Annotated in this window: 37 protein-coding genes and 3 pseudogenes; 36 read left to right on the top strand and 4 right to left on the bottom strand. The window is 37.0% G+C overall.

The window, feature by feature from the left end:
• Positions 1-7 precede the first annotated feature (7 nt).
• From J7E66_RS11455 to rpsI (J7E66_RS11350), 22 genes are all read left to right on the top strand, one after another.
• A complete protein-coding gene (locus J7E66_RS11455) occupies positions 8-193 on the top strand; it encodes a type Z 30S ribosomal protein S14 (RefSeq protein ID WP_034676107.1) in 186 nt (61 codons plus the stop codon).
• A gap of 29 nt (positions 194-222) precedes the next feature.
• Positions 223-621, top strand: a complete 399-nt coding sequence (gene rpsH, locus J7E66_RS11450) for a 30S ribosomal protein S8 (protein WP_215000144.1) — start codon at positions 223-225, stop codon at positions 619-621.
• Positions 622-652: 31 nt separating this feature from the next.
• The gene (rplF, locus tag J7E66_RS11445; protein WP_215000142.1) at positions 653-1,189 is read left to right on the top strand and encodes a 50S ribosomal protein L6; all 537 of its coding nucleotides are present in this window, start codon (positions 653-655) and stop codon (positions 1,187-1,189) included.
• A 32-nt stretch (positions 1,190-1,221) separates the two neighbouring features.
• Positions 1,222-1,584 (top strand): 50S ribosomal protein L18, encoded by a 363-nt coding sequence (gene rplR / locus J7E66_RS11440; RefSeq protein ID WP_098262320.1) that lies wholly within the window; start codon positions 1,222-1,224, stop codon positions 1,582-1,584.
• Positions 1,585-1,608: 24 nt separating this feature from the next.
• Positions 1,609-2,121 carry a 30S ribosomal protein S5 gene (gene rpsE / locus J7E66_RS11435; protein WP_088084996.1) on the top strand — a complete coding sequence of 171 codons (513 nt, stop codon included), beginning with the start codon at positions 1,609-1,611 and terminating at the stop codon, positions 2,119-2,121.
• 1 nt (position 2,122) lies between these two features.
• Positions 2,123-2,305, top strand: a complete 183-nt coding sequence (gene rpmD / locus J7E66_RS11430) for a 50S ribosomal protein L30 (RefSeq protein ID WP_088084997.1) — start codon at positions 2,123-2,125, stop codon at positions 2,303-2,305.
• 32 nt (positions 2,306-2,337) lie between these two features.
• Positions 2,338-2,778 carry a 50S ribosomal protein L15 gene (gene rplO, locus J7E66_RS11425; RefSeq protein WP_168241509.1) on the top strand — a complete coding sequence of 147 codons (441 nt, stop codon included), beginning with the start codon at positions 2,338-2,340 and terminating at the stop codon, positions 2,776-2,778.
• The gene (secY, locus tag J7E66_RS11420) at positions 2,778-4,073 is read left to right on the top strand and encodes a preprotein translocase subunit SecY (protein WP_215000140.1); all 1,296 of its coding nucleotides are present in this window, start codon (positions 2,778-2,780) and stop codon (positions 4,071-4,073) included. The genes rplO and secY overlap by 1 nt, the downstream gene beginning before the upstream one ends.
• A 57-nt stretch (positions 4,074-4,130) precedes the next feature.
• Positions 4,131-4,778: an adenylate kinase gene (locus J7E66_RS11415; RefSeq protein ID WP_215000138.1), complete on the top strand. Its 648-nt coding sequence runs from the start codon at positions 4,131-4,133 to the stop codon at positions 4,776-4,778.
• On the top strand, positions 4,778-5,524 hold the full coding sequence (gene map, locus J7E66_RS11410) for a type I methionyl aminopeptidase (protein WP_215000136.1): 747 nt from the start codon (positions 4,778-4,780) through the stop codon (positions 5,522-5,524). Before J7E66_RS11415 ends, map begins: the two co-directional genes overlap by 1 nt.
• A gap of 192 nt (positions 5,525-5,716) precedes the next feature.
• Positions 5,717-5,935, top strand: coding sequence for a translation initiation factor IF-1 (infA, locus tag J7E66_RS11405; RefSeq protein WP_007085268.1), 219 nt, complete (start codon positions 5,717-5,719; stop codon positions 5,933-5,935).
• Positions 5,936-5,973: 38 nt separating this feature from the next.
• Positions 5,974-6,087: a 50S ribosomal protein L36 gene (gene rpmJ / locus J7E66_RS11400; protein ID WP_000868344.1), complete on the top strand. Its 114-nt coding sequence runs from the start codon at positions 5,974-5,976 to the stop codon at positions 6,085-6,087.
• Between the two features lie 24 nt (positions 6,088-6,111).
• Positions 6,112-6,477, top strand: coding sequence for a 30S ribosomal protein S13 (rpsM, locus tag J7E66_RS11395; RefSeq protein ID WP_026565543.1), 366 nt, complete (start codon positions 6,112-6,114; stop codon positions 6,475-6,477).
• A gap of 22 nt (positions 6,478-6,499) precedes the next feature.
• Entirely contained in the window at positions 6,500-6,889 is a 390-nt protein-coding gene (gene rpsK / locus J7E66_RS11390; protein ID WP_075689916.1) for a 30S ribosomal protein S11, read from the top strand.
• Between the two features lie 176 nt (positions 6,890-7,065).
• Positions 7,066-8,010, top strand: a complete 945-nt coding sequence (locus J7E66_RS11385; RefSeq protein ID WP_088085002.1) for a DNA-directed RNA polymerase subunit alpha — start codon at positions 7,066-7,068, stop codon at positions 8,008-8,010.
• A gap of 64 nt (positions 8,011-8,074) precedes the next feature.
• Positions 8,075-8,437 (top strand): 50S ribosomal protein L17, encoded by a 363-nt coding sequence (rplQ, locus tag J7E66_RS11380; RefSeq protein WP_168241513.1) that lies wholly within the window; start codon positions 8,075-8,077, stop codon positions 8,435-8,437.
• 408 nt (positions 8,438-8,845) lie between these two features.
• Positions 8,846-9,685, top strand: coding sequence for an energy-coupling factor ABC transporter ATP-binding protein (locus tag J7E66_RS11375; RefSeq protein WP_215000134.1), 840 nt, complete (start codon positions 8,846-8,848; stop codon positions 9,683-9,685).
• Positions 9,661-10,530, top strand: coding sequence for an energy-coupling factor ABC transporter ATP-binding protein (locus J7E66_RS11370; RefSeq protein WP_215000130.1), 870 nt, complete (start codon positions 9,661-9,663; stop codon positions 10,528-10,530). Before J7E66_RS11375 ends, J7E66_RS11370 begins: the two co-directional genes overlap by 25 nt.
• Entirely contained in the window at positions 10,527-11,324 is a 798-nt protein-coding gene (locus J7E66_RS11365; protein WP_215000128.1) for an energy-coupling factor transporter transmembrane component T family protein, read from the top strand. The genes J7E66_RS11370 and J7E66_RS11365 overlap by 4 nt, the downstream gene beginning before the upstream one ends.
• A 12-nt stretch (positions 11,325-11,336) precedes the next feature.
• Positions 11,337-12,077 (top strand): tRNA pseudouridine(38-40) synthase TruA, encoded by a 741-nt coding sequence (gene truA, locus J7E66_RS11360; RefSeq protein ID WP_215000126.1) that lies wholly within the window; start codon positions 11,337-11,339, stop codon positions 12,075-12,077.
• 254 nt (positions 12,078-12,331) lie between these two features.
• Positions 12,332-12,769 (top strand): 50S ribosomal protein L13, encoded by a 438-nt coding sequence (rplM, locus tag J7E66_RS11355; protein ID WP_088085008.1) that lies wholly within the window; start codon positions 12,332-12,334, stop codon positions 12,767-12,769.
• 20 nt (positions 12,770-12,789) lie between these two features.
• A complete protein-coding gene (gene rpsI / locus J7E66_RS11350) occupies positions 12,790-13,182 on the top strand; it encodes a 30S ribosomal protein S9 (protein WP_215000111.1) in 393 nt (130 codons plus the stop codon).
• A gap of 116 nt (positions 13,183-13,298) precedes the next feature.
• On the opposite strand, the gene J7E66_RS11345 is transcribed toward rpsI (J7E66_RS11350), so the two are convergent.
• Together J7E66_RS11345 and J7E66_RS11340 are read right to left on the bottom strand one after the other, a co-directional pair.
• On the bottom strand, positions 13,299-14,450 hold the full coding sequence (locus J7E66_RS11345) for a site-specific integrase (protein WP_215000109.1): 1,152 nt from the start codon (positions 14,448-14,450) through the stop codon (positions 13,299-13,301).
• Positions 14,451-14,488: 38 nt separating this feature from the next.
• Positions 14,489-15,022 carry a helix-turn-helix domain-containing protein gene (locus J7E66_RS11340; RefSeq protein WP_215000107.1) on the bottom strand — a complete coding sequence of 178 codons (534 nt, stop codon included), beginning with the start codon at positions 15,020-15,022 and terminating at the stop codon, positions 14,489-14,491.
• 133 nt (positions 15,023-15,155) lie between these two features.
• Between J7E66_RS11340 and J7E66_RS11335 the strand changes: the two genes are divergently transcribed.
• The 6 genes from J7E66_RS11335 (at position 15,156) to J7E66_RS32290 (ending at position 18,220) form a co-directional block, all read left to right on the top strand.
• Positions 15,156-15,404, top strand: a complete 249-nt coding sequence (locus J7E66_RS11335) for a helix-turn-helix domain-containing protein (protein ID WP_215000105.1) — start codon at positions 15,156-15,158, stop codon at positions 15,402-15,404.
• Between the two features lie 12 nt (positions 15,405-15,416).
• On the top strand, positions 15,417-15,692 hold the full coding sequence (locus tag J7E66_RS11330) for a helix-turn-helix domain-containing protein (RefSeq protein ID WP_215000103.1): 276 nt from the start codon (positions 15,417-15,419) through the stop codon (positions 15,690-15,692).
• A 22-nt stretch (positions 15,693-15,714) separates the two neighbouring features.
• Entirely contained in the window at positions 15,715-16,548 is an 834-nt protein-coding gene (locus tag J7E66_RS11325; RefSeq protein ID WP_215000101.1) for a replication protein, read from the top strand.
• 12 nt (positions 16,549-16,560) lie between these two features.
• Positions 16,561-17,433 carry an ATP-binding protein gene (locus J7E66_RS11320; protein WP_215000100.1) on the top strand — a complete coding sequence of 291 codons (873 nt, stop codon included), beginning with the start codon at positions 16,561-16,563 and terminating at the stop codon, positions 17,431-17,433.
• A 49-nt stretch (positions 17,434-17,482) separates the two neighbouring features.
• Entirely contained in the window at positions 17,483-17,908 is a 426-nt protein-coding gene (locus J7E66_RS11315) for a helix-turn-helix domain-containing protein (protein ID WP_215000098.1), read from the top strand.
• Positions 17,909-18,094: 186 nt separating this feature from the next.
• The gene (locus J7E66_RS32290; RefSeq protein ID WP_285289214.1) at positions 18,095-18,220 is read left to right on the top strand and encodes a hypothetical protein; all 126 of its coding nucleotides are present in this window, start codon (positions 18,095-18,097) and stop codon (positions 18,218-18,220) included.
• A gap of 377 nt (positions 18,221-18,597) precedes the next feature.
• On the opposite strand, the pseudogene J7E66_RS11310 reads toward J7E66_RS32290, so the two are convergent.
• Both J7E66_RS11310 and J7E66_RS32850 read right to left on the bottom strand, forming a co-directional pair.
• Positions 18,598-18,741: pseudogene (locus tag J7E66_RS11310) on the bottom strand (cupin domain-containing protein); the annotation flags it as partial.
• Between the two features lie 52 nt (positions 18,742-18,793).
• A pseudogene (locus tag J7E66_RS32850) lies at positions 18,794-18,979 on the bottom strand (restriction endonuclease subunit S); the annotation flags it as partial.
• A 254-nt stretch (positions 18,980-19,233) separates the two neighbouring features.
• Here J7E66_RS32850 and J7E66_RS11300 point away from each other — a divergent pair.
• The 8 genes and pseudogenes from J7E66_RS11300 to rpsI (J7E66_RS11265) all read left to right on the top strand — a co-directional run.
• Positions 19,234-19,752, top strand: coding sequence for an AAA family ATPase (locus tag J7E66_RS11300; RefSeq protein WP_215000096.1), 519 nt, complete (start codon positions 19,234-19,236; stop codon positions 19,750-19,752).
• A gap of 211 nt (positions 19,753-19,963) precedes the next feature.
• Positions 19,964-20,752: a glucose-1-phosphate cytidylyltransferase gene (rfbF, locus tag J7E66_RS11295; RefSeq protein WP_215000094.1), complete on the top strand. Its 789-nt coding sequence runs from the start codon at positions 19,964-19,966 to the stop codon at positions 20,750-20,752.
• A 77-nt stretch (positions 20,753-20,829) separates the two neighbouring features.
• Entirely contained in the window at positions 20,830-21,930 is a 1,101-nt protein-coding gene (locus J7E66_RS11290) for an NAD-dependent epimerase/dehydratase family protein (RefSeq protein WP_215000092.1), read from the top strand.
• A complete protein-coding gene (locus J7E66_RS11285) occupies positions 21,927-23,180 on the top strand; it encodes a UDP-glucose dehydrogenase family protein (RefSeq protein ID WP_215000090.1) in 1,254 nt (417 codons plus the stop codon). The genes J7E66_RS11290 and J7E66_RS11285 overlap by 4 nt, the downstream gene beginning before the upstream one ends.
• 63 nt (positions 23,181-23,243) lie before the next feature.
• Positions 23,244-24,842, top strand: coding sequence for a glycosyltransferase (locus J7E66_RS11280; RefSeq protein ID WP_215000088.1), 1,599 nt, complete (start codon positions 23,244-23,246; stop codon positions 24,840-24,842).
• A gap of 14 nt (positions 24,843-24,856) precedes the next feature.
• The gene (locus tag J7E66_RS11275; protein ID WP_215000086.1) at positions 24,857-25,828 is read left to right on the top strand and encodes an NAD-dependent epimerase/dehydratase family protein; all 972 of its coding nucleotides are present in this window, start codon (positions 24,857-24,859) and stop codon (positions 25,826-25,828) included.
• Between the two features lie 35 nt (positions 25,829-25,863).
• Positions 25,864-26,271 carry a polysaccharide biosynthesis C-terminal domain-containing protein gene (locus J7E66_RS11270; RefSeq protein WP_215000084.1) on the top strand — a complete coding sequence of 136 codons (408 nt, stop codon included), beginning with the start codon at positions 25,864-25,866 and terminating at the stop codon, positions 26,269-26,271.
• 364 nt (positions 26,272-26,635) lie between these two features.
• Positions 26,636-26,701, top strand: a pseudogene (gene rpsI, locus J7E66_RS11265) (30S ribosomal protein S9); the annotation flags it as partial.
• Positions 26,702-26,758: the final 57 nt, after the last annotated feature.

Here is a 26,758-nt window from a genome sequence, read left to right as displayed (position 1 = left end):
CGAAAACGTGGCTAAAAAGTCAATGATTGCGAAACAAAAGCGCACGCCTAAATATGCAGTACAAGAGTATACACGCTGCGAACGTTGTGGCCGTCCACACTCTGTATACCGTAAATTTAAGCTTTGTCGTATTTGTTTCCGCGAATTAGCGTACAAAGGACAAATTCCTGGTGTTAAAAAAGCTAGCTGGTAAAACCCAAGTCTGGGAAGGAGGTAAAAATAATGGTCATGACAGATCCAATTGCTGATATGCTTACTCGCATTCGTAATGCGAATATGGTGCGTCACGAAAAGTTAGAAGTGCCTGCTTCTAATACGAAAAAAGAAATTGCTGAAATTTTAAAGCGCGAAGGTTTCGTACGTGACGTCGAATTTATCGAAGACAACAAACAAGGTATCATCCGTATCTTCCTAAAATACGGTGCTAGTAATGAACGTGTTATTACTGGTCTTAAGCGCATAAGCAAGCCTGGACTTAGAGTTTACGCAAAATCAACTGAGGTACCACGCGTTCTTAACGGTCTTGGTATCGCATTAGTATCAACATCACAAGGTGTTATTACAGATAAAGAAGCTCGTGCAAAACAAGTCGGCGGAGAAGTATTAGCTTACGTTTGGTAATTGAGCTTTTGAATGAATGGAGGTGCACTAAATGTCTCGCGTAGGAAAAAAACCAATTGTTATTCCAGCAGGAGTTACAGTTACTTTAAATAATAGTACTGCTACAGTTAAAGGACCTAAAGGTGAACTTACTCGTACTTTCCATCCTGATATTACTATCAACGTGGAAGAGAATCTTGTAACAATCACTCGTCCTTCTGATGTAAAAGAACACCGCGCATTACACGGAACTACTCGTGCCGTGCTTGCGAACATGATTGAAGGTGTATCCACTGGCTTCACTAGAGGCTTAGAGTTAATCGGGGTTGGTTATCGTGCTCAAAAGCAAGGTAACAAACTTGTATTAAACGTTGGATACTCTCATCCAGTTGAGATCGAACCTGAAGCGGGCCTTGAAATCGAGGTACCTGCAAATACTAAAATCGTTATCAAGGGTACTGACAAAGAACGTGTTGGTGCTTTAGCAGCGAATATTCGCGGAGTTCGTCCTCCTGAGCCTTATAAAGGTAAAGGAATCCGTTACGAAGGTGAATTTGTTCGTCGCAAAGAAGGTAAAACTGGTAAGTAATGCCTCATAGGTAAACGAAAGGAGTGACGTAAATGATTACGAAGCTTGATAAAAACGCTACTCGCAAGAAAAGACATGCTCGTGTTCGTGCGAAACTTAGCGGAACTTCAGCTCGTCCACGTCTAAATGTGTTTCGTTCAAACAAACATATTTATGCTCAAATAATTGATGACATTAATGGAGTAACTTTAGCAAGTGCTTCTACTTTAGATAAAGACTTTACTTTAGAATCAACTAATAATGTTGAAGCTGCTAAAATGGTCGGAGAATTAGTAGCTAAACGTGCGGTAGAAAAAGGTATCACTTCTATTGTCTTTGATCGTGGCGGATACCTATACCATGGACGTATTCAAGTATTAGCTGATGCTGCCCGTGAAAACGGCTTACAATTCTAAAAGACAAAGGAGGGACACAAAAAGATGCGTCGTATTGATCCAAACAAACTTGAACTAGAAGAACGCGTAGTCACGGTTAACCGTGTTGCGAAAGTTGTTAAAGGTGGACGTCGTTTCCGCTTCACAGCCCTTGTTGTTGTAGGCGATAAAAACGGTCACGTTGGTTTCGGTACTGGTAAAGCTCAAGAAGTACCTGATGCTATTCGTAAAGCCATCGAAGATGCAAAGAAAAACTTAATAGAAGTAGCTATGGTTGGAACAACCATTCCTCACCAAGTAATCGGACGTTTTGGTGCTGGTGAAATTCTTCTAAAACCTGCTTCAGAAGGTACAGGAGTTATCGCTGGTGGACCAGTTCGTGCGGTTCTTGAATTAGGCGGAGTAGCTGATATCCTTTCTAAGTCATTAGGAACAAATACTCCTATTAACATGGTTCGTGCAACAATTGATGGTTTAAAACAATTAAAACGTGCTGAAGACGTAGCTAAACTACGTGGAAAATCAGTAGAAGAACTGTTAGGATACGGGGGGAAATAAAATGGCGAATAAACTATTAGTTACCCTCACTCGCAGCGTAATTGGCCGTCCTGGCGATCAACGTGAAACAGTTAAAGCTTTAGGATTACGTAAATTGAATCAAACAGTTGAGCATCAAGATAATGCTGCTATTCGCGGTATGATTACCAAAGTTGCTCACCTTGTAACAGTTAAAGAACAATAATTGATTGTTTTCTTTCATAAGGAGGTGCCAATATGAAACTTCATGAACTAAAACCTGCTGAGGGTTCCCGTAAAGATCGTAAGCGTCTAGGACGCGGTATCGGTTCTGGTCAAGGAAAAACTGCCGGTAAAGGTCATAAAGGTCAAAACGCTCGTTCGGGTGGCGGTGTACGTCTAGGTTTTGAAGGTGGTCAAACACCTTTATATCGTCGTTTACCAAAACGCGGATTTACAAACTTCAGCCGTAAGGAATATGCAGTTGTAAATCTTGATGCTTTAAACCGCTTTGCTGAAGGTACAGAAGTTACTCCAGAACTTCTTATCGAATCAGGTGTAGTTAGCAACGAAAAAGCAGGAATCAAAATTCTTGCAAAAGGGAACGTAGAGAAAAAGTTGACTGTCAAAGCTCACAAATTCTCCTCTGCTGCTAAGGAAGCGATCGAAGCTGCTGGTGGAAACACTGAGGTGATCTAATGTTCCAGACAATCTCCAATTTTATGCGCGTGGGTGAGATAAGACGGAAGATCATATTCACCCTTTTAATGTTAGTCGTATTTCGATTAGGTACATTTATCCCAGTGCCCAATGTAAATGCAGATGTACTTGCAAATCAAGATAAGCTTAGTGTTTTCGGAATTTTAAATACTTTTGGCGGTGGAGCATTAAAACAATTCTCCATCTTTGCAATGGGAATCATGCCATATATCACTGCTTCGATCATAATACAGCTCCTGCAAATGGACGTTGTACCTAAGTTTACGGAATGGTCTAAGCAGGGTGAATCAGGTCGTCGTAAGATTGCTCAAATCACTCGATATTTCACAATTGTGCTTGGTTTTATCCAAGCATTAGGTATGTCCTACGGTTTTAATAATTTAGCCAGCGGTCAACTGATTGAAAATCCTGGAATTGCTACGTATCTGCTTATTGCAGTTGTTTTAACTGCAGGTACAGCATTTTTAATGTGGTTAGGGGAGCAAATTACTGAAAAAGGTGTTGGTAATGGAATTTCCATTATCATCTTTGCCGGTATCGTTGCTGGAATGCCATCAACTATTAATCAAATTTATGTACAGCAATTTGAGAATGCAGGAGAGGCATTATTCTTACGTATTGTTACTGTAGTGTTAATAGCACTTGCTGTTGTGGCTATTGTAGTAGGAGTTATTTTTATCCAACAAGCAAATCGTAAGATACCTATTCAATATGCTAAACGTGTGGTTGCTGGACGTAATCCTGTCGGAGGACAATCCACTCACATGCCATTAAAAGTTAATGCTGCGGGTGTAATTCCTGTAATCTTTGCGGTTTCATTCATTGTAACACCAAGAACGGTTGCATCATTTTTTCCAACTAATGATGTAACACTTTGGATTACAAAAGTATTTGATTATTCTCATCCAATCGGGATGACGTTATATGCTGCGTTAATTATCGCGTTTACTTATTTCTATGCATTTATCCAAGTTAACCCTGAACAAGCAGCGGAAAACTTGCAAAAGCAAAGCGGCTATATTCCAGGGATCCGTCCAGGAAAGAGCACGCAAGAATACTTAACACGCGTCTTATATCGTTTAACTTTTGTTGGTGCACTCTTCCTAGCTTTGATTGCTGTATTGCCTATGTTATTTATTAATTTAGCCAATCTGCCGCAATCGGCTCAAATCGGTGGAACAAGTTTGCTAATCGTTGTCGGTGTAGCATTAGATACGATGAAACAACTTGAAGCACAATTAGTTAAACGTCACTATAAAGGGTTTATAAAGTAAAGGTTTTGGGGGCCACTGCTCCCTAAAACCAATTTATAGCACGAGGGGGGAACACGTGTGAATTTAGTATTAATGGGGCTTCCGGGTGCCGGAAAAGGTACTCAAGCTGAAAGAATCGTCGAAAATTACGGCATCCCTCATATCTCTACTGGAGATATGTTCCGTGCAGCGATGAAAGAAGGAACAGAACTAGGTTTACAAGCGAAATCATTCATGGATAAAGGCGAACTTGTTCCTGATGAAGTAACAATCGGTATTGTTCGTGAACGATTAAGCAAGGAAGATTGTCAAAAGGGATTCCTTTTAGATGGCTTTCCTAGAACTGTACCTCAAGCAGAGGCGTTGGAAAATCTTTTAGTTGATTTAAATAAAAAAATTAACTATGTAATTAATATTAATGTCGATAAGGATTTATTAATGGAACGTTTGACAGGGCGTCGTATTTGTAAAGAATGTGGTTCTACGTATCATTTAGTTTTTAATCCTCCAAAACAAGAGGGCGTATGCGATCGTTGCGGCGGTGAGTTATACCAAAGAGCGGATGATAATGAAGAAACTGTTCAAAATCGTTTAGACGTGAATATCAAACAACAAGAACCATTATTAACTTTTTATGAAACAAAAGGTTATCTTCGCACGATTGATGGTCAGCAGGATATTAACAAGGTATTCGCTGATATCGAGCAATTACTTGGGGGCTTATAATGATCTTTTGCAAAACCCCTAGGGAAATTGAAATCATGCGCGCGGCCGGGCGGATTGTGGCCCTTACCCACCAAGAGTTACAAAAACATGTAGCTCCTGGGATTACCACAAAGGAATTAGACATGATTGCTGAAGAATTTATTCTCTCACAAGATGCATTTCCTTCGTTTAAAGGGTATAATGGTTTTCGCGGCAGCATTTGTACAAGTGTGAACGAAGAACTTGTTCATGGAATTCCTGGTAATCGTGTTCTCAATGAAGGAGACATTATTAGCATTGATATCGGTGCTAAGTATGAAGGTTATCATGGTGATTCAGCTTGGACCTATGCTGTAGGAGAGATTGATGATAATTCCCAGCATTTGCTGAAGGTAACAGAGGAATCTCTTTATCTAGGCATAAACGAAGCAAAACCGGGCGAGCGACTCTCGAACATCTCCCATGCGATTCAAACGTATGTGGAAGCAAATGGCTTTTCTATTGTACGCGAGTATGTAGGACACGGAGTAGGGAAAGACTTACATGAGGAACCTCCTATTCCACATTTTGGTCCACCAAACAATGGTCCGCGTCTTATGCCTGGAATGGTACTTGCTATTGAACCGATGGTAAATGCCGGAAGCCGATATGTGAGAACATTGACTGACAATTGGACAGTTGTAACTGTTGACGGCAGGCGTTGTGCGCATTTCGAGCATACGGTTGCGATCACTGATGCAGGATTTGAAATCTTAACCAAATTATAAATTTGTGCGGATTTCAATAGTTGTTGTCGATTCTGGTCCGTTTTTAGGTAATTTGTAATATTTACTGAGGACAGAATGCTGCTCAATATGTTAGAATTGAAAGGTTGCATGACGACATACGAGCGAATAGCTTTGCTTGCTCTACCTAGTTTGAATAAACGCAATCCTGAAAAGAGAAGGGAAACGAGATCGATGGCCAAAGATGATGTAATTGAAATTGAAGGTAAAGTCATTGAAACATTGCCAAATGCAATGTTTAAGGTAGAATTAGAAAACGGTCATACCGTGCTAGCGCATGTTTCTGGTAAAATACGAATGCATTTCATTCGGATCCTTCCGGGTGACAAAGTGACTGTTGAGCTTTCTCCATATGACTTAACACGCGGAAGAATTACTTACCGCTTTAAATAATGCTTGCACTCCGTACTACTAAGGAGGTTAGGATAATAATGAAAGTAAGACCATCTGTTAAACCGATCTGCGAAAAGTGTAAAGTTATCCGTAGACGCGGAAAAGTTATGGTTATCTGTGAAAACCCTAAACATAAACAAAAACAAGGTTAATTTTGAAGGAGGTGCGCATTTTCTATGGCACGTATTGCTGGTGTAGATATTCCACGTGAAAAACGTGTAGTTATCTCTTTAACTTACATTTATGGAATTGGTAAAAATACTGCACAAAAAGTACTAGCAGAAGCTGGTGTTTCTGAAGATACACGTGTACGTGATTTAACAGAAGACGAATTAAACAAAATCCGTGACATCATCGACAAATTAAAAGTTGAAGGTGACCTTCGCCGTGAAATTTCTCTTAACATTAAGCGTTTAATGGAAATCGGCTGCTACCGCGGATTACGTCATCGTCGTGGTTTACCAGTTCGTGGACAAAATACGAAAAACAACGCTCGTACACGCAAAGGTCCTCGTAAGACTGTAGCGAACAAGAAGAAGTAATCGGTAAAGGAGGTTAATTTAAATGGCGCGTAAAACGAATACACGTAAACGTCGTGTTAAAAAGAATATTGAAGCTGGTATCGCTCATATCCGTTCAACATTTAACAATACGATTGTAACAATTACTGATGTACATGGTAATGCAATTTCATGGTCAAGTGCAGGTGCGCTTGGATTTAGAGGTTCTCGTAAATCCACACCATTTGCTGCACAAATGGCGGCTGAAACAGCAGCTAAGACTTCCATTGAACATGGTATGAAAACTTTAGAAGTTACTGTTAAAGGACCTGGTGCAGGACGTGAAGCTGCAATCCGTGCTCTTCAAGCTGCTGGTCTAGAAGTAACTGCAATTAAAGACGTTACACCTGTTCCTCATAATGGATGCCGTCCACCAAAACGTCGTCGTGTTTAATTTTTCTGTATAGATTTTGTATCATGCGTCTATAATGGGATATGATACTAATTTTTTGCACTCTTACAGAAGATTTATTCCAGTTGTTGTGCACAAAACGGGAACTTATACATGGGGACTTTTAATTAGCAAATATGCTGATTTAGAGTTTCGACGTTTTGAAGGAGGGTTATTTGATGATCGAAATAGAAAAACCAAAAATCGAAACGATTGAGATCAACGATGATGCTAAGTATGGCAAATTCATCGTAGAGCCACTTGAGCGTGGATATGGTACCACTTTGGGTAACTCCTTACGTCGTATCCTATTATCTTCACTCCCAGGTGCCGCGGTTACATCGATTCAAATCGATGGGGTACTTCATGAGTTCTCAACAATTGAAGGCGTCGTGGAGGATGTAACATCCATCATTTTAAACATTAAAAAATTAGCTTTAAAAATCTACTCTGATGAAGAGAAGACGCTTGAGTTTGATGTACAAGGTGAGGGTCCAGTTTTAGCTGGCAATATTACTCATGATAGTGATGTTGAGGTTTTAAATCCAGAACTTCATATTGCAACATTAGCTGCAAATGGTCATCTTCGCATGCGTTTGACTGCTAGACGTGGACGTGGATATACACCGGCTGTTCAAAACAAAAGAGAAGATCAACCGATAGGTGTTATTCCAATTGATTCCATTTTCACACCAGTTTCTCGTGTACAATTTCAAGTAGAAAACACACGTGTTGGTCAAATGTCTAATTTCGACAAGCTCACACTTGATGTTTGGACAGATGGAAGCACTGGGCCAAAAGAAGCGATCGCTCTTGGATCCAAAATTTTGACCGAGCATTTGAATATTTTCGTTGGTTTAACTGATGAAGCTCAAAATGCTGAAATCATGATTGAAAAAGAAGAAGACCAAAAAGAAAAAGTTCTTGAAATGACTATTGAAGAACTAGATCTTTCTGTTCGTTCTTACAATTGCTTAAAGCGTGCTGGAATCAACACTGTTCAGGAATTAGCTAATAAGACTGAAGAAGATATGATGAAAGTTCGTAACTTAGGCCGTAAATCACTTGAAGAAGTGAAGGCAAAACTAGAAGAGCTTGGATTAGGCTTGCGTAAAGACGACTGATTTTTTTACCGTTATACACATGCGTTAATCCGTTTAATGACTTCAACAAAGGAGGGAACCCTTCATGGCATACAGAAAGTTAGGACGCACAAGTGCACAGCGTAAAGCTATGCTACGTGATTTAACTACAGATTTAATTATCAATGAGCGCATTGAAACAACAGAAACTCGTGCGAAAGAAATTCGTGTGACTGTTGAAAAAATGATCACTTTAGGTAAACGTGGTGATTTACACGCTCGTCGTCAAGCTGCTTCATATGTTCGTAACGAAGTTGCTGATGCTGAAAATAATACAAGTGCAATACAAAAACTTTTCGCTGATATCGCTCCACGTTATCAAGAGCGTCAAGGTGGATACACTCGTATTATGAAACTTGGACCACGCCGCGGTGACGGTGCACCAATGGTTATTATCGAGTTAGTTTAATATAGCTTTAACAGACAACAAGGGCGCTGGACAGTTTACAAACAAACTTGTTCTTTGCCCTTTTTCTGTAAATGAATCTTATATCAAGATGACCCAAGCCAAAAAAGAGTGTTATGATGAGCGTAACTCCAATTCATTGGAGAAAATCTAAAAGTTTTACTTGATTTCATCTAGCTTTTCTACGTGACTTGATTTCTTGTATCTTTTATCATCTCGCAGCTATTGGTGCGCAGATTGAAATTAATAAATACGTCTCGTCTAGCTCATGCACCTCCTCTCATTTCTTTTATAGAAATTCCTTACATCGCAGTTTAAAGCGAAACTGCATAGGGACGAGGTGCAGGCTTTTTTTTATATGTAAAAGAAATAATGAGCAGAGAATTGTTTAGCTGAGAGGAGGAATTATCTGTGAAAAACTCGATTGTATCTCTTAATGGAATATCTTTTCAATATGACGCACAAGAACGTTATGCTTTGAACAATGTTTCTTTTGATATATATGAGGGAGAATGGCTCGCGATTGTCGGTCATAATGGGTCAGGAAAATCCACGATGGCAAAACTCCTAAATGGGCTGCAATTTCCACAAACAGGTGAGATTACAGTTTGCGGAATAAAGCTGGATGAAGAGTCAATTTGGGATATCCGTAAAAAATTAGGGATGGTCTTTCAAAACCCTGACAATCAGTTTGTTGGAACGACAGTACAGGATGATGTGGCTTTTGGTCTAGAAAATAACGGCATTCCTAGAGACGAAATGGTCACAAGGGTCGAGGATTCGTTAAAGAGAGTTAAGATGGATAAGTTTCTATATCAAGAGCCCCACCATCTATCAGGCGGACAAAAGCAACGTGTGGCAATAGCTGGTGTACTAGCTTTACGGCCATCGATCATCATACTTGATGAAGCAACTTCCATGCTTGATCCAAGAGGACGCGAAGAGGTATTAGAGACCGTCCGATTATTAAAAGAAGAGAAATCATTGACCGTTATCTCGATTACACATGATTTAGAAGAGGCAGCTAAGGCGGATCGAATCATCGTCATGAACAAAGGGGAGGTCTTCCGGGAGGGTACACCTGAAGAGATTTTCTCTATGGATGAACAATTGGTTCAGTTAGGGTTAGATATTCCTTTTTCAGTGAAAATGATGAAAGCTTTAAGGAATGATGGAATCGATCTATCTAGGCACTATTTATCGGAAGAAGAGTTGGTGAAAGAGTTATGGACATCTCGCTCAAACATGTAGATTATCGTTATCAAGTCAATACTCCTTTTGAACGACTGGCCATTGAGGATGTGTCTATTGATATTCCTTCAGGTGTGTATATGGCGATTATTGGTCATACCGGGTCAGGGAAATCAACAGTCCTGCAGCATTTAAACGCTCTCCTTCAACCAACAAAAGGAACTGTAGCAATTGGCGAACATGAAATTAAAGCTTTGCAAAAAAATAAGAACTTAAAAAAAGTCCGGCAAAAAGTTGGCATCGTCTTTCAATTTCCTGAACACCAATTATTTGAAGAGACGGTGGAAAAAGATATTATTTTTGGGCCGTTGAATTTTGGGGTTTCTGAAACAGCAGCAAAGGAAAGGGCACGGGTTGCTTTAAAACAAGTGGGTCTAGAGGAAGATATACTAAATAAATCACCGTTTGACCTCTCTGGTGGACAAATGCGCCGCGTCGCAATTGCAGGAGTACTTGCAATGGAGCCCGATGTTATTGTCCTGGACGAGCCTACTGCGGGTTTAGACCCAAGAGGCCGAAAAGAAGTTATGGATATGTTCTTTTCTCTTCATAAGGAAAGAAAGCTTTCTACCATTCTTGTTACACATAGTATGGAAGATGCTGCTAGATATGCAGACCAAATTGTGATCATGCAGCAAGGGAAGGTTGCCAATAAAGGGACACCAGAAGAGATTTTCTCCGCACCGACTGAGCTCGTTGAAATGGGACTTGATGTTCCTGAGGTCGTTCGGTTTCAACTGAAGCTTGAGGAGAAACTTGGCATGAAATTTGAGGAAATTTTTCTAACCATTGATGAGTTGTCAGCTGCTGTTACTAAGGTATTAAGTAGAGGTGTTCACTCATGATGGAAAAAATGATTTTTGGGCGCTATGTCCCGGCAGATTCTATTATTCATAAAATGGACCCTCGTTCAAAATTAATGATCATCTTTCTATTTGTTTGTGTTATTTTTTTAGCAAACAATGTCGTAACCTATGCACTTATTGGAATTTATACTTTTTTAATGCTTGGATTGTCGCGGGTCCCGGTACGCTTTTTATATGGCGGTCTTAAACCAGTCATCTGGCTCGTTCTTTTTACCTTGGTGCTGCAACTTTTTTTTACGAAAGAAGGTACCCTTTTATTTGAACTAGGTCCAGTAAAAATTTACGAGGAAGGGGTCAGACAGGGGATTTTTATTTCCTTGCGATTCTTTTTCTTAATTTTAATGACGTCGTTGTTGACGTTAACCACCACCCCAATTGAGATTACCGATGGCCTTGAAACGCTGTTACATCCTTTAAATAAGGTCCGCTTCCCTGTCCACGAAATGGCATTAATGATGTCTATTTCCTTAAGGTTCATTCCTACACTTATGCAGGAAACGGATAAAATAATGAAGGCGCAAATAGCCCGTGGCGTTGAGTTTGCTAGCGGCCCTTTTAAGGAACGCATTAAAGCCGTCATTCCACTGCTTATCCCATTGTTTGTCAGTTCCTTTAAACGAGCGGAGGAATTAGCGATCGCTATGGAGGCTAGAGGATATCAAGGCGGGGAAGGAAGAACAAAATACCGGGAATTATCCTGGAAAATAACGGATTCCTTACAGATGGGGATATTAGTCCTTCTATCGATCCTACTATTTTTATTACGTTCATAATGGAGCGAAACCATGGCAAGGTATAAATGTATTATTTCCTATGACGGGTCGGGCTTTTCCGGCTATCAGGTCCAACCAAATAAGCGAACCGTACAGTCTGTATTAGAAGCTGTTTTATCAAAAATGCATAAGGGTGATACGGTGAAAGTCGTCGGCTCAGGTCGAACGGATGCCGGTGTCCACGCAAAAGGACAAGTTATTCATTTTGATTCACCACTACTGATTCCAGCTGACAAGTGGGAGAAAGCATTGAATTCCATGCTGCCTGAAGATATTTCCGTTCTAAAGGTTGTTACTGTCACCGAGTCCTTTCATGCTCGCTTCGACGCGAAAGGGAAGGAATATCGCTATGTTCTTCATTTATCTCAAAAAAGAGATCCTTTTCAGCGGAAATTTGCTTATCAATATCCATACCGTTTAAATTTCCAGGCGATGGAGGAGGCAAGTAAACTTTTCCTTGGTACACATGACTTTACTAGTTTTTGTGCGGCAAAGACGGAAGTAGTTGATAAAGTTCGAACGATTGAATCGATTGACTTTACACGTAAGGATGAGTTACTGACGATCCGTTTTGTTGGAAATGGCTTTTTGTATAATATGGTTCGTATTTTAGTTGGAACTTTATTAGAGGTGGGATCAGGTGAACGCAGTCCTGAAGATATTCCGATTATATTAGCCCATAAAGACCGGAGGCTATCGGGAAAGACAGCTCCAGGTCATGGTTTATATCTTTGGGAAGTCTTTTATGAATAAAATGAGCTAAACAACTTCACCTGGTGTAACATTTTCTTGACATATTGACCCGCAGGTTTTATTATATTAGATGTGCGTGTTTTTAATCCCACGATAAAGCCCCGGAAAGTCTTCATCGTGATTGAAAATATATGAATACAAACTTAACCGCACAAGGGTATTAGATGTTCATTCCCGGAACAGAATCGGACTCTAATTACTTTAAAAGTGCGAAAACAATAATCTTTTATGGATTTAAATTAGGAGGGAAACTCATGCGTACAACGTTTATGGCAAATGCCAACACTATCGAGCGTAAATGGTACGTAATTGATGCTGAGGGCAAAACTCTTGGACGTCTTGCTTCTGAAGTAGCATCAATTTTACGTGGTAAAAACAAACCAACTTTTACACCACATGTTGACACTGGTGATAATGTAATTATTCTTAATGCTTCAAAAGTAGAACTTACTGGAAAGAAATTAACTGACAAGATTTACTACCGTCACACAATGCATCCAGGTGGTTTAAAAACAAGAACTGCTCTAGAAATGCGTACTAACTATGCTGAGAAAATGATCGAGCTTGCTGTTAAAGGTATGCTTCCAAAGAATTCTCTTGGCCGTCAAATGTTTAAAAAATTACATGTATATGCTGGCAGCGAACATCCGCACCAAGCACAACAACCTGAAGTTTACGAACTTCGCGGTTAATAAAGAGGGAGGGAATTAACTTGGCACAAGTTCAATATATCGGTACAGGTCGCCGTAAAAGTTCTGTTGCACGTGTACGTTTAGTACCAGGCACAGGTAAAATTATTGTAAATAGTCGTGGAATTGAAGATTATATCCCATTTGAAGCATTACGTGTTGTTGTAAGACAACCATTAGTAGCTACTGAAACAGTTGGAAGCTATGATGTTCTTGTAAACGTAAGCGGCGGTGGATACACTGGTCAAGCTGGCGCAATCCGCCACGGTATTGCTCGCGCATTACTTCAAGCTGACCCTGAATTCCGTCCAACATTAAAGCGCGCTGGATTATTAACTCGTGATGCACGTATGAAAGAACGTAAAAAATACGGTCTTAAAGGTGCTCGTCGTGCGCCTCAGTTCTCAAAACGTTAATTATCAACGTTTCAAGACTCTTTTCACTACTGTGGAAAGGGTCTTTTTTATTCCCGAAAAGCGCTTTTGACCACATTTTGACCACGAAAAGTTTTTTGACCACATTTGACCACAAATCAAAACTCTATATACTTTTGAAATTTTGAAGCGGTTTGCTCTTTAAGGGTATTAGTTACGTGGGTGTAGATATTCATTGTCATTTTAATATCAGTGTGTCCTAGCCTCTCTTGTACTTCTTTTATACTCGCACCAGCTTCAAATAATAAGGAGGCGTGAGTGTGGCGTAAACCGTGTATAGTTATAGAGTGAAGATTGTGTTTCTTAATTATAATTTTTAGCTTTTCATTAAGATATGCTAAGCGTAAAGGTATTCCATCTTCCCTTGTAAAAACGAGATTATTTCCACCATTTATTATTCCGTTGGCAAAATCCTCTTCCATTTGGCATATACGCCACTTTTTAAGCAAGGCAAGGGTTTTATCATCTAAACTAATTAATCGCTTAGAATTCTTTGTTTTTGGCGTTTGAAAGAGGTGTTTTCCGTTAGTGTGGAATAGGGTTTTCCAAAAGCGGATAGAGCCGGCTTCAAAATCAATATCATCCCATGAAATGGCTAATAATTCACCTTTCCGAGCCCCGGTGTAAATTAACAGATGAAAAAGAACATGATCCCGAATTGAAATTTCCCTTTTTGTAATAGAAAGAAACTTTTTCACCTCTTCCTTTGTCCAGTAATTGCGTTCCTCAAATTCGGTTTCCTCATTTAATAATCCATTTTGCTGTTTGGGTATGGTTACATGTTCCATAGGATTTTTTGATATAATGTCCATTTTAACGGCATATTTGAAAACCTGATTTGCCTGGATCTTTATATCATTTACAGAAGCAATAGAATTAGCTATTTCGTTAATCATCTTTTGGCAATATGATTTTGAGATATCCTTCATTTTTAATTTTCCAAAGCGAGGTAAAAGATGCCTTGTAAATTTAGATTCAATGGTTTTTTTCGTGCTAGCTTTTATGGTATTAGAATGATTAGCAAACCATTGTTCAAAAACGTCTTCATAAGTACGGTTATTATTATTAATTAACAAACCATTTGCTATTTCTTGTTCCAGCTTAGCTGCTGTCGCTTGAGCCTCTTTCTTTGTGTTAAACCCCCTACGTGTAGTTGTTTGCCTTTTTCCTGTCTCAGGATTAATACCTGTGTCCAGTTTAAACATCCACAGTTGTCCTTGTTTTGTTGTGTACTTCTGAAATGAAGCCAACCTTATCACCTCATAATATCTTCTTTAGTTTAACTTGATTATTTAACGCTTTTTCCTGTAAAAGACTCAAAAAGCTGGTCCAAATGAATATTAATCTCCTGCTTTTCTTTGAGATACGATTTTACTATTTCATATATTGTTGAGGGTGGGACTGTCTCTTTTGTAATACCCACTCCAAAAGCGATTTTCATTTGATAAATTGATTTGAAAATTTCTAGTAATTGCTCTAATTCCTTACCACTCAGATTAGCCGCTATTAAAAACAACTGGTCATGTAAATCCAAGATTAATTCTTTTGCTTCGGGATCAGCTCTGTTAAGCATTACCTGAACGTCTTCTGTGTAACGATTTGTTTTATACTCATCGTAATTTTCTGCTTCATCTCCTTTAGTAAGATAATCCATGGATACTCCAAAATATTTGGCGACAGCGAGGACAAAATCAAAATCTGGCTGCCTATCTCCACGTTCATAATTACCTAATGTAGTAAAAGGGACTCCTAACTCTTGGGCTAATTCCCTTAGGGTCAATTTTTTCCTTTTCCTAAGTTCTCGAATACGCTCTCCAATCATCCTACCGTACCTCCAAATGAGTAATTACAATACAATATTACACACTTTGAGTACAAAAATCAACTTGAAATTACTCAAATTGGGATGTTAATATAAAAATGTACTCAAAATGAGAAATTAAGGAGGGGTTAAAGTGGAATGTATACGGTATATCAGATGCAATCACCATATTGATGGAAAAAAAGTGTTGATGGCCAGGGCGGAAAAGGGTTGGACTATAACTAGATTAGCGGATGAGTCAGGGGTAACCCGGAAAACCATTAGTGAGATCGAAAAAGGATTTAAAAGTAATATTCGGATTTCCACCATAAATCAGATCGCAGTTACCTTAGGAAAGCCAGTTGAATATTTTTGTTTAAATCAAAATAAGGAAATTGATTAGGAGGTTATCTAATTGAATTTCAAATTGGAATTACCAGAAGGTACAATCCTAATTAATCGAAATGAATTAAAAGAAGTGCTTCAAGAAATGTTATCTGAAATGCAAAATGAAAGCGGAAGAGAAGAAATCTTCACTATACGTGAAGCGGCTGATTATTTAAAAGTAAGCGTGCCTACAGTACGAAAAATGATAGCCAATAAGGAAATTCCTTTTTTCCAAAGGGGGCAAGTCATTAGAATTAATCGCAATGACTTACAGAATTGGCTGCGAAGTAATTCAAAAAAGTAGCAACAAAAGTGGGTGAGGTGAATTGGCCAATGTTCAAATTGAGAACGGCTATACAAAGATAGCCAATGAATTGTTTGAGGAGCTAGCCAAAATAAAATTAAGTCCAACACAATACCGCTTGTTATTCGTGATTTGGCGATACACCTATGGATTTAACAGAAAAGAGCACGAAATGTCTCTTACATTCCTTAGTCAGGCTACAGGTTGTGATTTACGTCAGATTCAACGTGAGTTAAAAAGCCTGGAAGTAAGGAAGCTAATATTTCAGAAGATTAAGTCTGGTAACACCAGGAAAATTACATTTAATAAAAACCATGATGATTGGGTTAGTAAATCAGTTGGCGAAATTAACAATGGTGAAAGAGACATTAGTACCTTAGGTAAAAATATCAAGGGAACTAATGGTGAAATAGACAAACAAGAAATAAATAAAAAAATATTAAAAGAAAATGTTAATCGATCAGAAAAGCCTAATCCTTATTTGGAATATGAAAAACTATTTGGTACACCTTCGCCGATGATAATTGAAAATTTTCGTTATTGGATAGAAAACAGTCAATTTCAGGAACCCGAAGCAATCATATGTGAAACTATTAGAAGAGCAAAATTACAATCCCCAAAAAACCCAACAGCATACGTGGAATCCATTCTAAAAAATCTTCACAACCTAGAACTTTATACACTGGGCGCCGTAAAAATATATAATGCAAATTTTGATGCTAGGACAAAGAGCAAAAAAAGTGGAACAGCTCCAACCCTAAGTAATATGTTTGTTAAAACAAAAGGCTCAAACAAGCCATTATCCGATAAAGAAAAAATGGAGATTAAAGTTTTAGAGGAAGAATTTCCATTTTAAGGGGTGAAAATTATGAAGGATATTAGTTACCTCCTGTATGAACGGTTCAGAAGAAGTCTTAAATACTTTGTTAAAGAACTTAAGGACCGAGACGATTATGAGGCTAGGATGTCACAGGATAAATGTATTGCTTGCGGTGGAGATGCTAGCTACCTGATATACCGTATCATTGGGCAGAAAGAATGGGAACCTGCTATTAAAAACCATGAGATAAATTGTAAAAAGTGTACGGAACAGAAGGAATTGGCTCAAATTTTAGAGGGAAACAAAACTTGCTTAAATGAGCAATTGGCCTCCCGTTTTGAAAAAGAATATTGGCATATTCCAGAGGACTTGAAAAATGCTGAATTTAAGAATTTCTATGTTGAGCACTATGGAAGTGTTTATGAAGCCAAGAGGGCTGCAATGGATTATGTAAAAGCATTCCAAGTCGTAGAAAAGCGACATAATCTTTTAATTATGGGGAACCCAGGTACAGGAAAAACTCATTTAGCTACTGCGATAGCAAGGACACTTAAAAAACAGGGTTATCTAGTTGGTCATTTGACCACAGGTATGCTCCTCTCAAAAATAAAGGCCACCTATCAAAAAGGGGCAAGTACAACGGAAGAAAGGATATTAAATGATTTGAAAAAGTTTGAGCTTTTGGTTTTAGATGATTTGGGGTCAGAAGCAAGAAATAGTGATGAATTTGATTGGAGTAAAAATAAACTGTTTGAAATCGTTAACCTTAGGATCGGGAAGCCAACGATTTACACCAGCAACTTTAACGTACAACACTTACCGACTGCAATCGGTGAGCGGGTATATAGCCGTTTATATAATAATAACAAGTTTATCAAACTTGTTACAGATGATTATAGAAAAAAGTTTAAGATTGAATAACCATGCTGTAAATTTAGGCATAATTCAAAACATATAAGGAGAGTGGAGTATGGCTACGGCAGCAAAAATGGATCAGAAAGAACGCTTTATTGAAATGAGAGCTAAAGAGGTGCCTTATGAACATATTGCAAAGGAATTAGGAGTTAGTAAACCTACCCTAATTAAGTGGGGCAAAGAATTGCAGCTAGAAATCAGTAACCGCTATGCGTTTGAATTAGAGTTGCTGCAAGAAAAGTATTTTGTTTCCAAGAAAAAGCGGATTGAATTGTATGGGGAAGAATTATTCCGGTTAAATGAAGAATTGGCAAAGCGGGATTTGTCCGAGATTCCTACAGAAAAATTATATGACATGAAAATGAAAACTATCGTAAGCTTAAAGCAAGAGGAGACTGAAATCAAATTGAGGGAGAAAAAATCTTTTGATGAATCTTTAACCGATTTACTGGATAACAGTTATTCAGAGTGGAAAGCATAGCGATTGATGTGAAAGAGTGGGGCAAAAACGCGCGAGGTTTTTACTGTATCTTTACCGTTGCTTTACTAAAACCGATATTACAAGAGTTGAACAAAAGCGTCCTAAGAGTAGATGGAAAGTATACCGGTTATAGAGAAAGGGTGAGCGGTTTTGCCGAGATATATAATCCAGCTGGAGAAATGCAAAGTGATTTTAACTTCAGAAGAAATTAATTCCCTTCTTCAGAAGGATACAGAGCTGTTTTCACGGGCTTTAAACAGAGGCAAGGAATATCTTTGGGGCAGACGTCAAAAGGAGTGGGAGCAGGCGTAATTTTAAGCGGGATAATCGCGTTTAAGGCAAGAATAAGAAAATGTCTTTTACTACATTGTAATGGATTTCAATTAAGCTACCATGAAAATAAGTTTCTTCAAGATTAGAAAAATGACAATACTTAAGAAGACCCTTCTAAATTGTTAAAAAAAAGAGGAGAGCAATAATTAATAAGTCTATGGATTAGGGTTGACTGGATTAAGGTCAGTAATAGTATTGACACTTCCTAACCATTTTCATTCTCTGTGGTGCAGCATGATTTTGTGCTGCATGGATGGCTAACGGGCAGTTTAATATAAGTACAATCCTTCACAAGGTTATAGAAAAAAGCCGATTCCCACTTGGGAAAATCGGCTTCTTTTATTTATTATTTCAAATTATAATTTATTATACCATTCATCATCGACAGCTTCTAACCAATCCGTTTGCCCGGGTGTAAGTGCTAAGTGTACAAACCAACTGTCTTTTGTCGCACCATGCAAATGTTTCATATTGGAGGAATATACATCCCCCCTTTTGAGGGTTAGTACCTTAAGAAAGAACTAAAACATACCCATTTGCCTTTTTTCGATGTTAAATAAACATATTTTGCATGAAGCTTTTTTTCTGGTTTTGCAGAACTTCTAGTTTTTCTTTTTCTTTTTCAATTTTTTGATCGACAGATGACAAGAAATCAGCAATTTTCTGTTGCTCCTCATTGGAAGGAACCCATACATCTATTTTCAATAATTCTGTTTTAGATAAATTGAAACGTGTAGAACCTTGTGCTAATGTTGCAGATTCAGGCTCGAACTTATTAAATTCCTCTGTTGTTTGGGTATCTAAGTTTCAGCGCTTCTAATAACTGGTTAGTAACTTCCAGGAGCTGCCAAAGGCTCTCAACCAATTTGGTTTGGGGTCTTTTTTATACAAAAATTGCTTTTGTCTACATAGCACAAGATGATTTGTATACGCATAATCTTTATAGAAGTCCTTAATTCCTTATTAACTAGGCGCTGGAGAGGAAACTTAATATGCATAATAGAAACAATAGCTCCATTTATATTATTTCAGGTCCACATGGAGTTGGTAAATCGACAGTTACAAAGGCACTTGCCCAGGAGATGGATAAAGTTGCATTAATAGAAGGTGACCAAATCAAATTATTGTTTAAAGGAAAAAACCCGCCAACGAGGGAAGAAGAGCAGTCACTTGTATGGAAAAATATCTTTTCTTTAACATGGAATTTCGTTGAAAATAACATTAATGTAATTATTGATTATGTTGTTAGAACGGAATTAGAGTGGTTTCCCATACACTTTTCGGATTTAAATGTAAAAATTTATTATGTTGTATTATGTGCGGATGAAAATACACTTATTTCTCGATTAAATGAAAGAGGGGATGATTTTTTAATAGATGGCTCTTTAATGTTATTATATAAACTTAAAAAATTTTCACCAAACAAAAACTATCTCTATGACACAACAAATAAACAGACAGTTGAAATTATTCACGATTTAAAAAGTCGCTTTGATCAATTTTGTCTATAACTTTGTTTAACTAACATTTGGATGTTAGTTTTCCCTAGCCCTCTCCTGTTTCGAGTAAGCCTCATTTTAACTTTTGCTTTCTAAAATGTGTTTTGAATATTGGATAATGCCTAAACAATTTTCAAAATTAAGAATAAGTTATTAAGAAATTGACACGGCAACTAATACTTGTTTATACAAAGAAGCAGAATGTCAGGAAAGGAGAGAAAATGTGAAGGTCTTAATTTTAGCTGGAGGGTTTGGCACAAGAATAAGTGAAGAAACCCATTTAAAGCCGAAACCTATGATAGAGATTGGTGAGAAGCCCATCTTATGGCATATCATGAAGCTTTACTCTAGTTATGGTTATAACGACTTTATTATCTGTTTAGGATATAAGAGTCATGTAATCAAGGAGTATTTTTTAAATTATTACCTATATAATTCTGATTTAACATTTGATTTTCAGAAGGGAAATGAATTTATTATTCACCAGCATTCGGTTGAACCTTGGAAGGTTACCTTGGTTGACACTGGCTTAAATACAATGACTGGTGGCCGAATTAAGAAAGTGCAGGATTATGTTGGTAATGAATCTTTTATGTTGACGTATGGTGACGGAGTAAGTGATGTAAATATTAAGGAATTAGTAGAATTCCATCGCTCACATGGGAAGCTGGCTACATTAACAACTACACAGCCTCAGGGCAGGTTTGGAGTTTTATCCTTGTCCAATGATCAGAAAGTAGAGAAGTTTCAGGAGAAAATACATGGAGATGGCGGTTGGATAAATGCTGGCTTTTTTGTATTGCAGCCAGAAGTATTTAATTACCTGAGCAACGGCGAACAAACCATATTTGAAAAGGAGCCGTTAGAAAACCTTGCTAAAGATGGTCAATTAATGGCATATAAACATAATGGTTTTTGGTATCCAATGGATACTTTGCGGGATAAGAAATATTTACAAGAAATGTGGGAGTCCAGTAAAGCTCCTTGGAAAATATGGGATAAAAATAATTAAGAACAACAGTTTTTAGTGGATGCCTCTGTAATTGGTGCAATCGTTTTATTTAAAAGAATGAATGTGAGGTAGATAACTTGGATTTATATGAAAAACACAATATCTATCAGTCAGATCTTCAATATATATTTAATAATCTTGATCAGACAGAAATAGAAAAACTTAAGGATTCATCAATCCTCATAACGGGTTGCGCCGGATTCTTAGGCTATTATTTCATGTCATTTTTATCTGATTATTCAGCGGAGCTTGGTATTAAAAAGATTATTGGAATTGACAATTTTAAACTAGGTAAACCCAAATGGATTAAAGATTTAAGTAATTTAAATCCAAAGATTGAATTATACACTTTTGATATTACTGAGTTTTCATTATTTGATACTAATAAAATTAACGATGTTGATTTTATTATCCACATGGCTTCGATTGCCTCGCCAACCTTTTATAGAAAATATCCTCTTGAAACCTTGGATGCTAATGTATTAGGACTAAGAGCTTTGTTAGATTTTTATAAGGATAAAAACATTAAAGGGTTGTTGTTTTTCTCCAGCAGTGAAGTTTATGGTGATCCATTTCCGGATTACATTCCGACTTCCGAGGAGTATAGAGGAAATGTGGCTATGATCGGACCGCGCGCATGCTATGATGAGGCAAAACGATTCGGAGAGACGCTATGTTACTTATACGCCGAAAAATTTGGTATACCCATTTCAATTGTCAGACCATTTAATAATTATGGACCCGGAATGAGACTTAATGATAAAAGGGTGCCTGCTGATTTTGCAAAAGCCATTATTGAGAATAGAAAACTGATTATGCACTCCGACGGAAATCCAACTCGAACATTTTGTTATGTTACAGATGCCATCACTGGTTATTTAAAGGCGCTACTATATGAATCATTTGACTACTTTAATATAGGAATAGATACACCTGAAATTTCAATTAAAGAATTAGCTCAGATTTATAAGGATGCAGGCTCAGCCAATTTTGGTTTTAATCAGTCTATAGAATTTAAAGAATCGGAAGAAAAGAGCTATCTAACACATAATCCCTTAAGAAGATGTCCTGATATTTCAAAGGCAAGAAAATTTTTAAACTATTCCCCAGCAATATCAATAGTTGAAGGTGTCGATCGCTTTCTAACCTTTTTGAAGGAAGAAGGTGATATTCATTGATTACTGTAATTGGCCTTGGATTTGTTGGATTGACAACGGCTTTAGGATTTAGCGAGAAAGGGTATCATGTTTACGGTTTTGATATTGATCAAAAGAAGAAAGACCAATTAAGAAATGGTAAGATTCCCTTTTATGAACCTAATCTTAATGAAAAATTAAATAAGCACTTAAATAAAGGTTTTACGATTACAGATGATTTACAGGAAGCTGTAATCAACAGTGAAGTTATCTTTCTTTGTGTGGGAACCCCGAGCAAAACGGATGGTAGTGCGGATTTAGGATATATCTTGGAAGCAATTAAAAATGTAGCAGGCTATATAAAAAAGCCGGAGTTTAAAGTATTAGTGGTCAAATCAACTATTCCTCCATCCAGAACAAGTGAAAGGATTAAACCGTATCTGGAGAATTTAGGTTTTAGGGTTGGTGTTGAAATTGGCCTAACCAATAATCCTGAATTTTTAAGAGAAGGATATGCTTGGGACGATTTTATGAATCCAGATCGGATTGTTATAGGCCAGGATGATGATAAAAGCGGACAAATAGTCGAAAAGATATACCAAACTTTTAATGCCCCGATTTACCTGGTTTCTTTAAATACTGCTGAATTTATTAAGTATTTATCTAACACGATGCTGGCAACTCTTATCAGTTTCGCAAATGAACAGTCACTAATCGCCAGGTCCATCGGGAATATTGATATAAAAAAAGCCTTTCAGGTCTTACATCTTGATAGAAGATGGAGTGGCGCTCCAGCTAATATGTCATCTTATGTATTCCCCGGTTGTGGATTTGGCGGCTACTGCCTTCCTAAAGATACGATGGCTTTAGTTAGTCAGTCCTTAAAGAATTCCTACACACCAGAACTATTAACAAGTACCCTAAAAGTAAATGAAGCCATTAAAGAATTTGTTGTCAGTGATGTAGAAAGAAAAGTTGAAAAGAATGAAAATATAGGAATCCTCGGGTTAGCATTTAAGCCAAATTCAAATGACATTAGGGATACACCGGCAAAAGCTATCATTCAAGGTTTGCTTCAAAAAGGATACACAAATATCATCGCCTATGATCCTATGGCAAACGAAGAGTTTAAAGAGGTATATGGCTTTCCTATTCAATATTCTCCTAACTTATCATCACTGCTTTCAATGGTTAATCATGTTGTAATTTTAACAGCTTGGGATGAATTTATTAAAAATGAAGAGTCGATAAAGAAAAAGAACGTTTTCGATTATCGTTATATTTTCCATTAGTTAACGATTAAAGGGATAGCTAAGCTGCAGACTAAATTTTAAACTTGAAAGGAGTTTGAACAGTTGAAACATTATTACTGCTCAACGTATAGTGAGGATTACGCCTATAAAGGTTTATTATTATACAACTCAATTGAACAACATGATAAAGATTTTCATTTTTTTATGATATGTCTTCATGAAGAAGCAAAAAAATTATTTGAGAAAATGAACTTTACTCATGCAACCATAATAAGTTTGGAAGAGATTGAAAAGGAAGACAAAGAATTACTTTCGGTAAAAAGCTCTCGAAATGACAAGGAATATATTTGGACCGCTAAAGCGTCGGTATGTCTATATCTATTTAACCAGTTCGAAGAAATCGATCATATTGTATGGCTGGACGGAGATACCTTCTTTTTTTCGAATCCGGAACCTATTTTTACCGAATGGGGAGAATACTCTGTTACGCTAACAGCCGAAAAATGGCTTGAGGAACATAGTATATTAGGCGAAACGAACGGCATCTATAATACCGGTTTTATGGGTTTTAAAAGAGATGAATATTCGATGGTTTGCCTTCATTGGTTTAGAGAGAAGCTGATAGAATGGTGTTTTGACAGATGGGAAAAAGGACGTTGGAGCGATCAGGTATATGCAAATGATTGGCCCAAGAGATTTCAGAATATTGGTATTATTGAGAATGTAGGTGTCAATCTTACTCCTTATATCATAAATTACAGGTTAAAGGAAAGTCCAGTTATTAAAACAGACAAAAATATATTTATAAATAATGAAAAAATAATATTTTTCCATTTTTATGGGTTTAAATACTATGATGGCAATGTCTTTGATATTTGTAATTATGTAATGAATTGCAGAGATGACGTCACTAAGCATATTTATATTCCCTATATAAATGCCTCAATAGCAATGATGAATAAAATAAAAGAAGTTGACAGTAACTTCGTCCAAGAAAAGAGTATAAAAGATTATCATATAAGAAATTATTTTAACCTTGAAATAAATTTGTCAGCAGATAAAGAAAAATATAACCTTTGTACAATTATAGGGAAAGAATCCCTAGAACAAGGGTTAGCACTTTTAAACTCCCTTAAGATGAATACACCCAATTTTCAACTATGGATTTGCTGTCTAGATGAGAGCACCTATTCCTTCCTTTACAAATTGAGTTTAGAACATGTCATTCTTTTTAATTTAACAAATCTTGAAGGCAACGAGTTATTAAGCATCAAAGATACTCGAAACCCTGAGGAATATTACCGGACATTAAAACCTTCCTTTATTTCATATATATTTAAAAATAATTATCAAGTAAATTCTCTTGTTTATACCGACGTTGATAACAACCTTTATACAGATTTTAATAACTTATTTTATGAATTGAAGCGTGGGAGCTCTCTTTTAATTTTCACGAGGCCCGTTACTACTGAAGAAGAAAAGAATTATGGTGTGTATGATGCTGGACTAATAGGATTTAACAGAGATGAAATCGGACTAGAATGCCTGTACAAATGGAAGAAGGATTGTATTAATTGGTGTTTTAACAAAGTAGAAGAAGAGCTATGGTTAGACCAAAGGTTTTTAGACCAATGGCCGCATCAGTTTTCAGGTGTAAAAGTCATGGAGAGTCCCACTAGAACTCCTGATCCAGAAAAATAACAATGGAGGAATTTATGGCAGAGACTAATTATTTTTATAATCAAAAGGTTTTAATTACTGGAGCAAATGGATTCATTGGATCTCATGTCGTGCAAAAAATGGTAAATGAACAGGCCGATGTATCCATTATAGTTAGGGAATCATCCGATTTATGGAGAATTGAAGAATTAAAAAAGGATATTGACATCCATCTGATTGATTTAAGAGATTCCGTTTCAATTGACAATTGCGTAAAACAGATTAAGCCTGAATATATTTTTCATGTTGGTGCGTATGGTGTAGATTCTAGACAAAAGGATTATTTAACTGCAGTTAACACCAATATCATAGGGACAATGAATATGTTAAATTCTTTAAAAGGTATAGGATGCAAGAAATTTATTAATGTAGGTACTTGTATGGAGTACGGTGATAAAAAGGAAATTATCAAAGAGAACTCTCATTTAGAGCCCGATAGTATTTACGGAAGTACTAAAGCCTCAACTTCCATTATTTCTCACCAAATCGCTGCAGAAAATAACATAGATATTGTAACTCTGAGGCCTTTTGGTGTATTTGGAGAGAAAGAGGGAAGCCATAAATTCTTTCCTTATATTATTTTATCTAATTTAGATGGCAAAGAAGTTAATTTAACTCCGTGTGAACAATACCGGGATTATTGTTATATAGAAAATATTATTGAAGGTTTTATTTTGGCTGCCCAAAATGAAACTATTAAAAACGAAATGTTCAATATCGGCAGTGGCACTATTTATAAGCTAAAGCACTATGTTGACATGATTTACAAGGTAATGAGTCCTAATAAAAAACCAAATTATGGTGCACTTCCTTATAGGAAAAATGAAGTTTGGAGACAACAGCCTGATACCACTAAAATTAAAAACGTTTTAAAATGGGAACCTAAAATAAGCCTCCATGATGGCATAAAAAGAACTATTGATTGGTATACAAGAAATAAAGAAAAATTTATAGGAACAGGTAGATAAAGGAAGCCGGTAATGGGGTGGAAGGAGTTGTTATTATGGAGAAAGGGTTTGAATTAATTTCCATTCAACCTTTTGAAGATAAGCGAGGAAGTCTAAAAAAAATTGTAATGAAAAGTCAGCTAGAGGAAAATGTACAAATTGAAGAGGTGTACTTGCTGTATTCTGAAAAGGGAAGTGTTAGAGGGAACCACTATCATAAAAAAACTTTAGAATATTTTATGATTGTTAGTGGGAAGGCAAAGGTTGCACTGAAGAATCTGGATACAGGAACATTGGAAGAAATCAATATTTCATCAAGTGATAATTTGATTTTAAAAGTTACACCCTATGTAGTGCATGCTTTTAAAAACGAAGGGGATCTGCCGTTAATCATGCTTGCTGTTTCATCCAAGGAATATAATAAACTTGATACAGATACATTCAAAATGGAAATCTTACAATAAATAATTTTCATCCAATAGCCTAAAAATTACAAAAACTCCCATCACCAGTGGTTGGGAGTCTTATTTTTTGATCATATAAATTTTTTTGACTACATTTGACCAGAAATTAATCTCAATGTACTTTTGAAATTTTAGCAGCTGTTTGTTCTTTGAGTTACGAAGGTGTAGATATTCATTGTCATCTTACTATCGGGTTGCCCTTACCGTTCCAATACCTCTTTAATACTTATTTTTTGACCACATTTTGACCACGAAACAAATAGAACAGTATATTATATCATTTCATTCTTGTTTAATAAAAACAGATTAAACCTTGCTACGTTAAGGTTGTTTTATTTCGTGTTTCTTCATATTATATGAATAGATGAAAGAACGTAAGAAATACGGTCTTAAAGGTGCTCGTCGTGCGCCTCAGTTCTCAAAACGTTAATCTTTTGCGAACATACAAAGACTCTCAACCATTTGGTGAACTATAACCCGAATATTG

The organism is Bacillus sp. ISL-7 (genome assembly GCF_018613065.1).
This window is presented reverse-complemented; position numbering and strand designations above follow the sequence as displayed.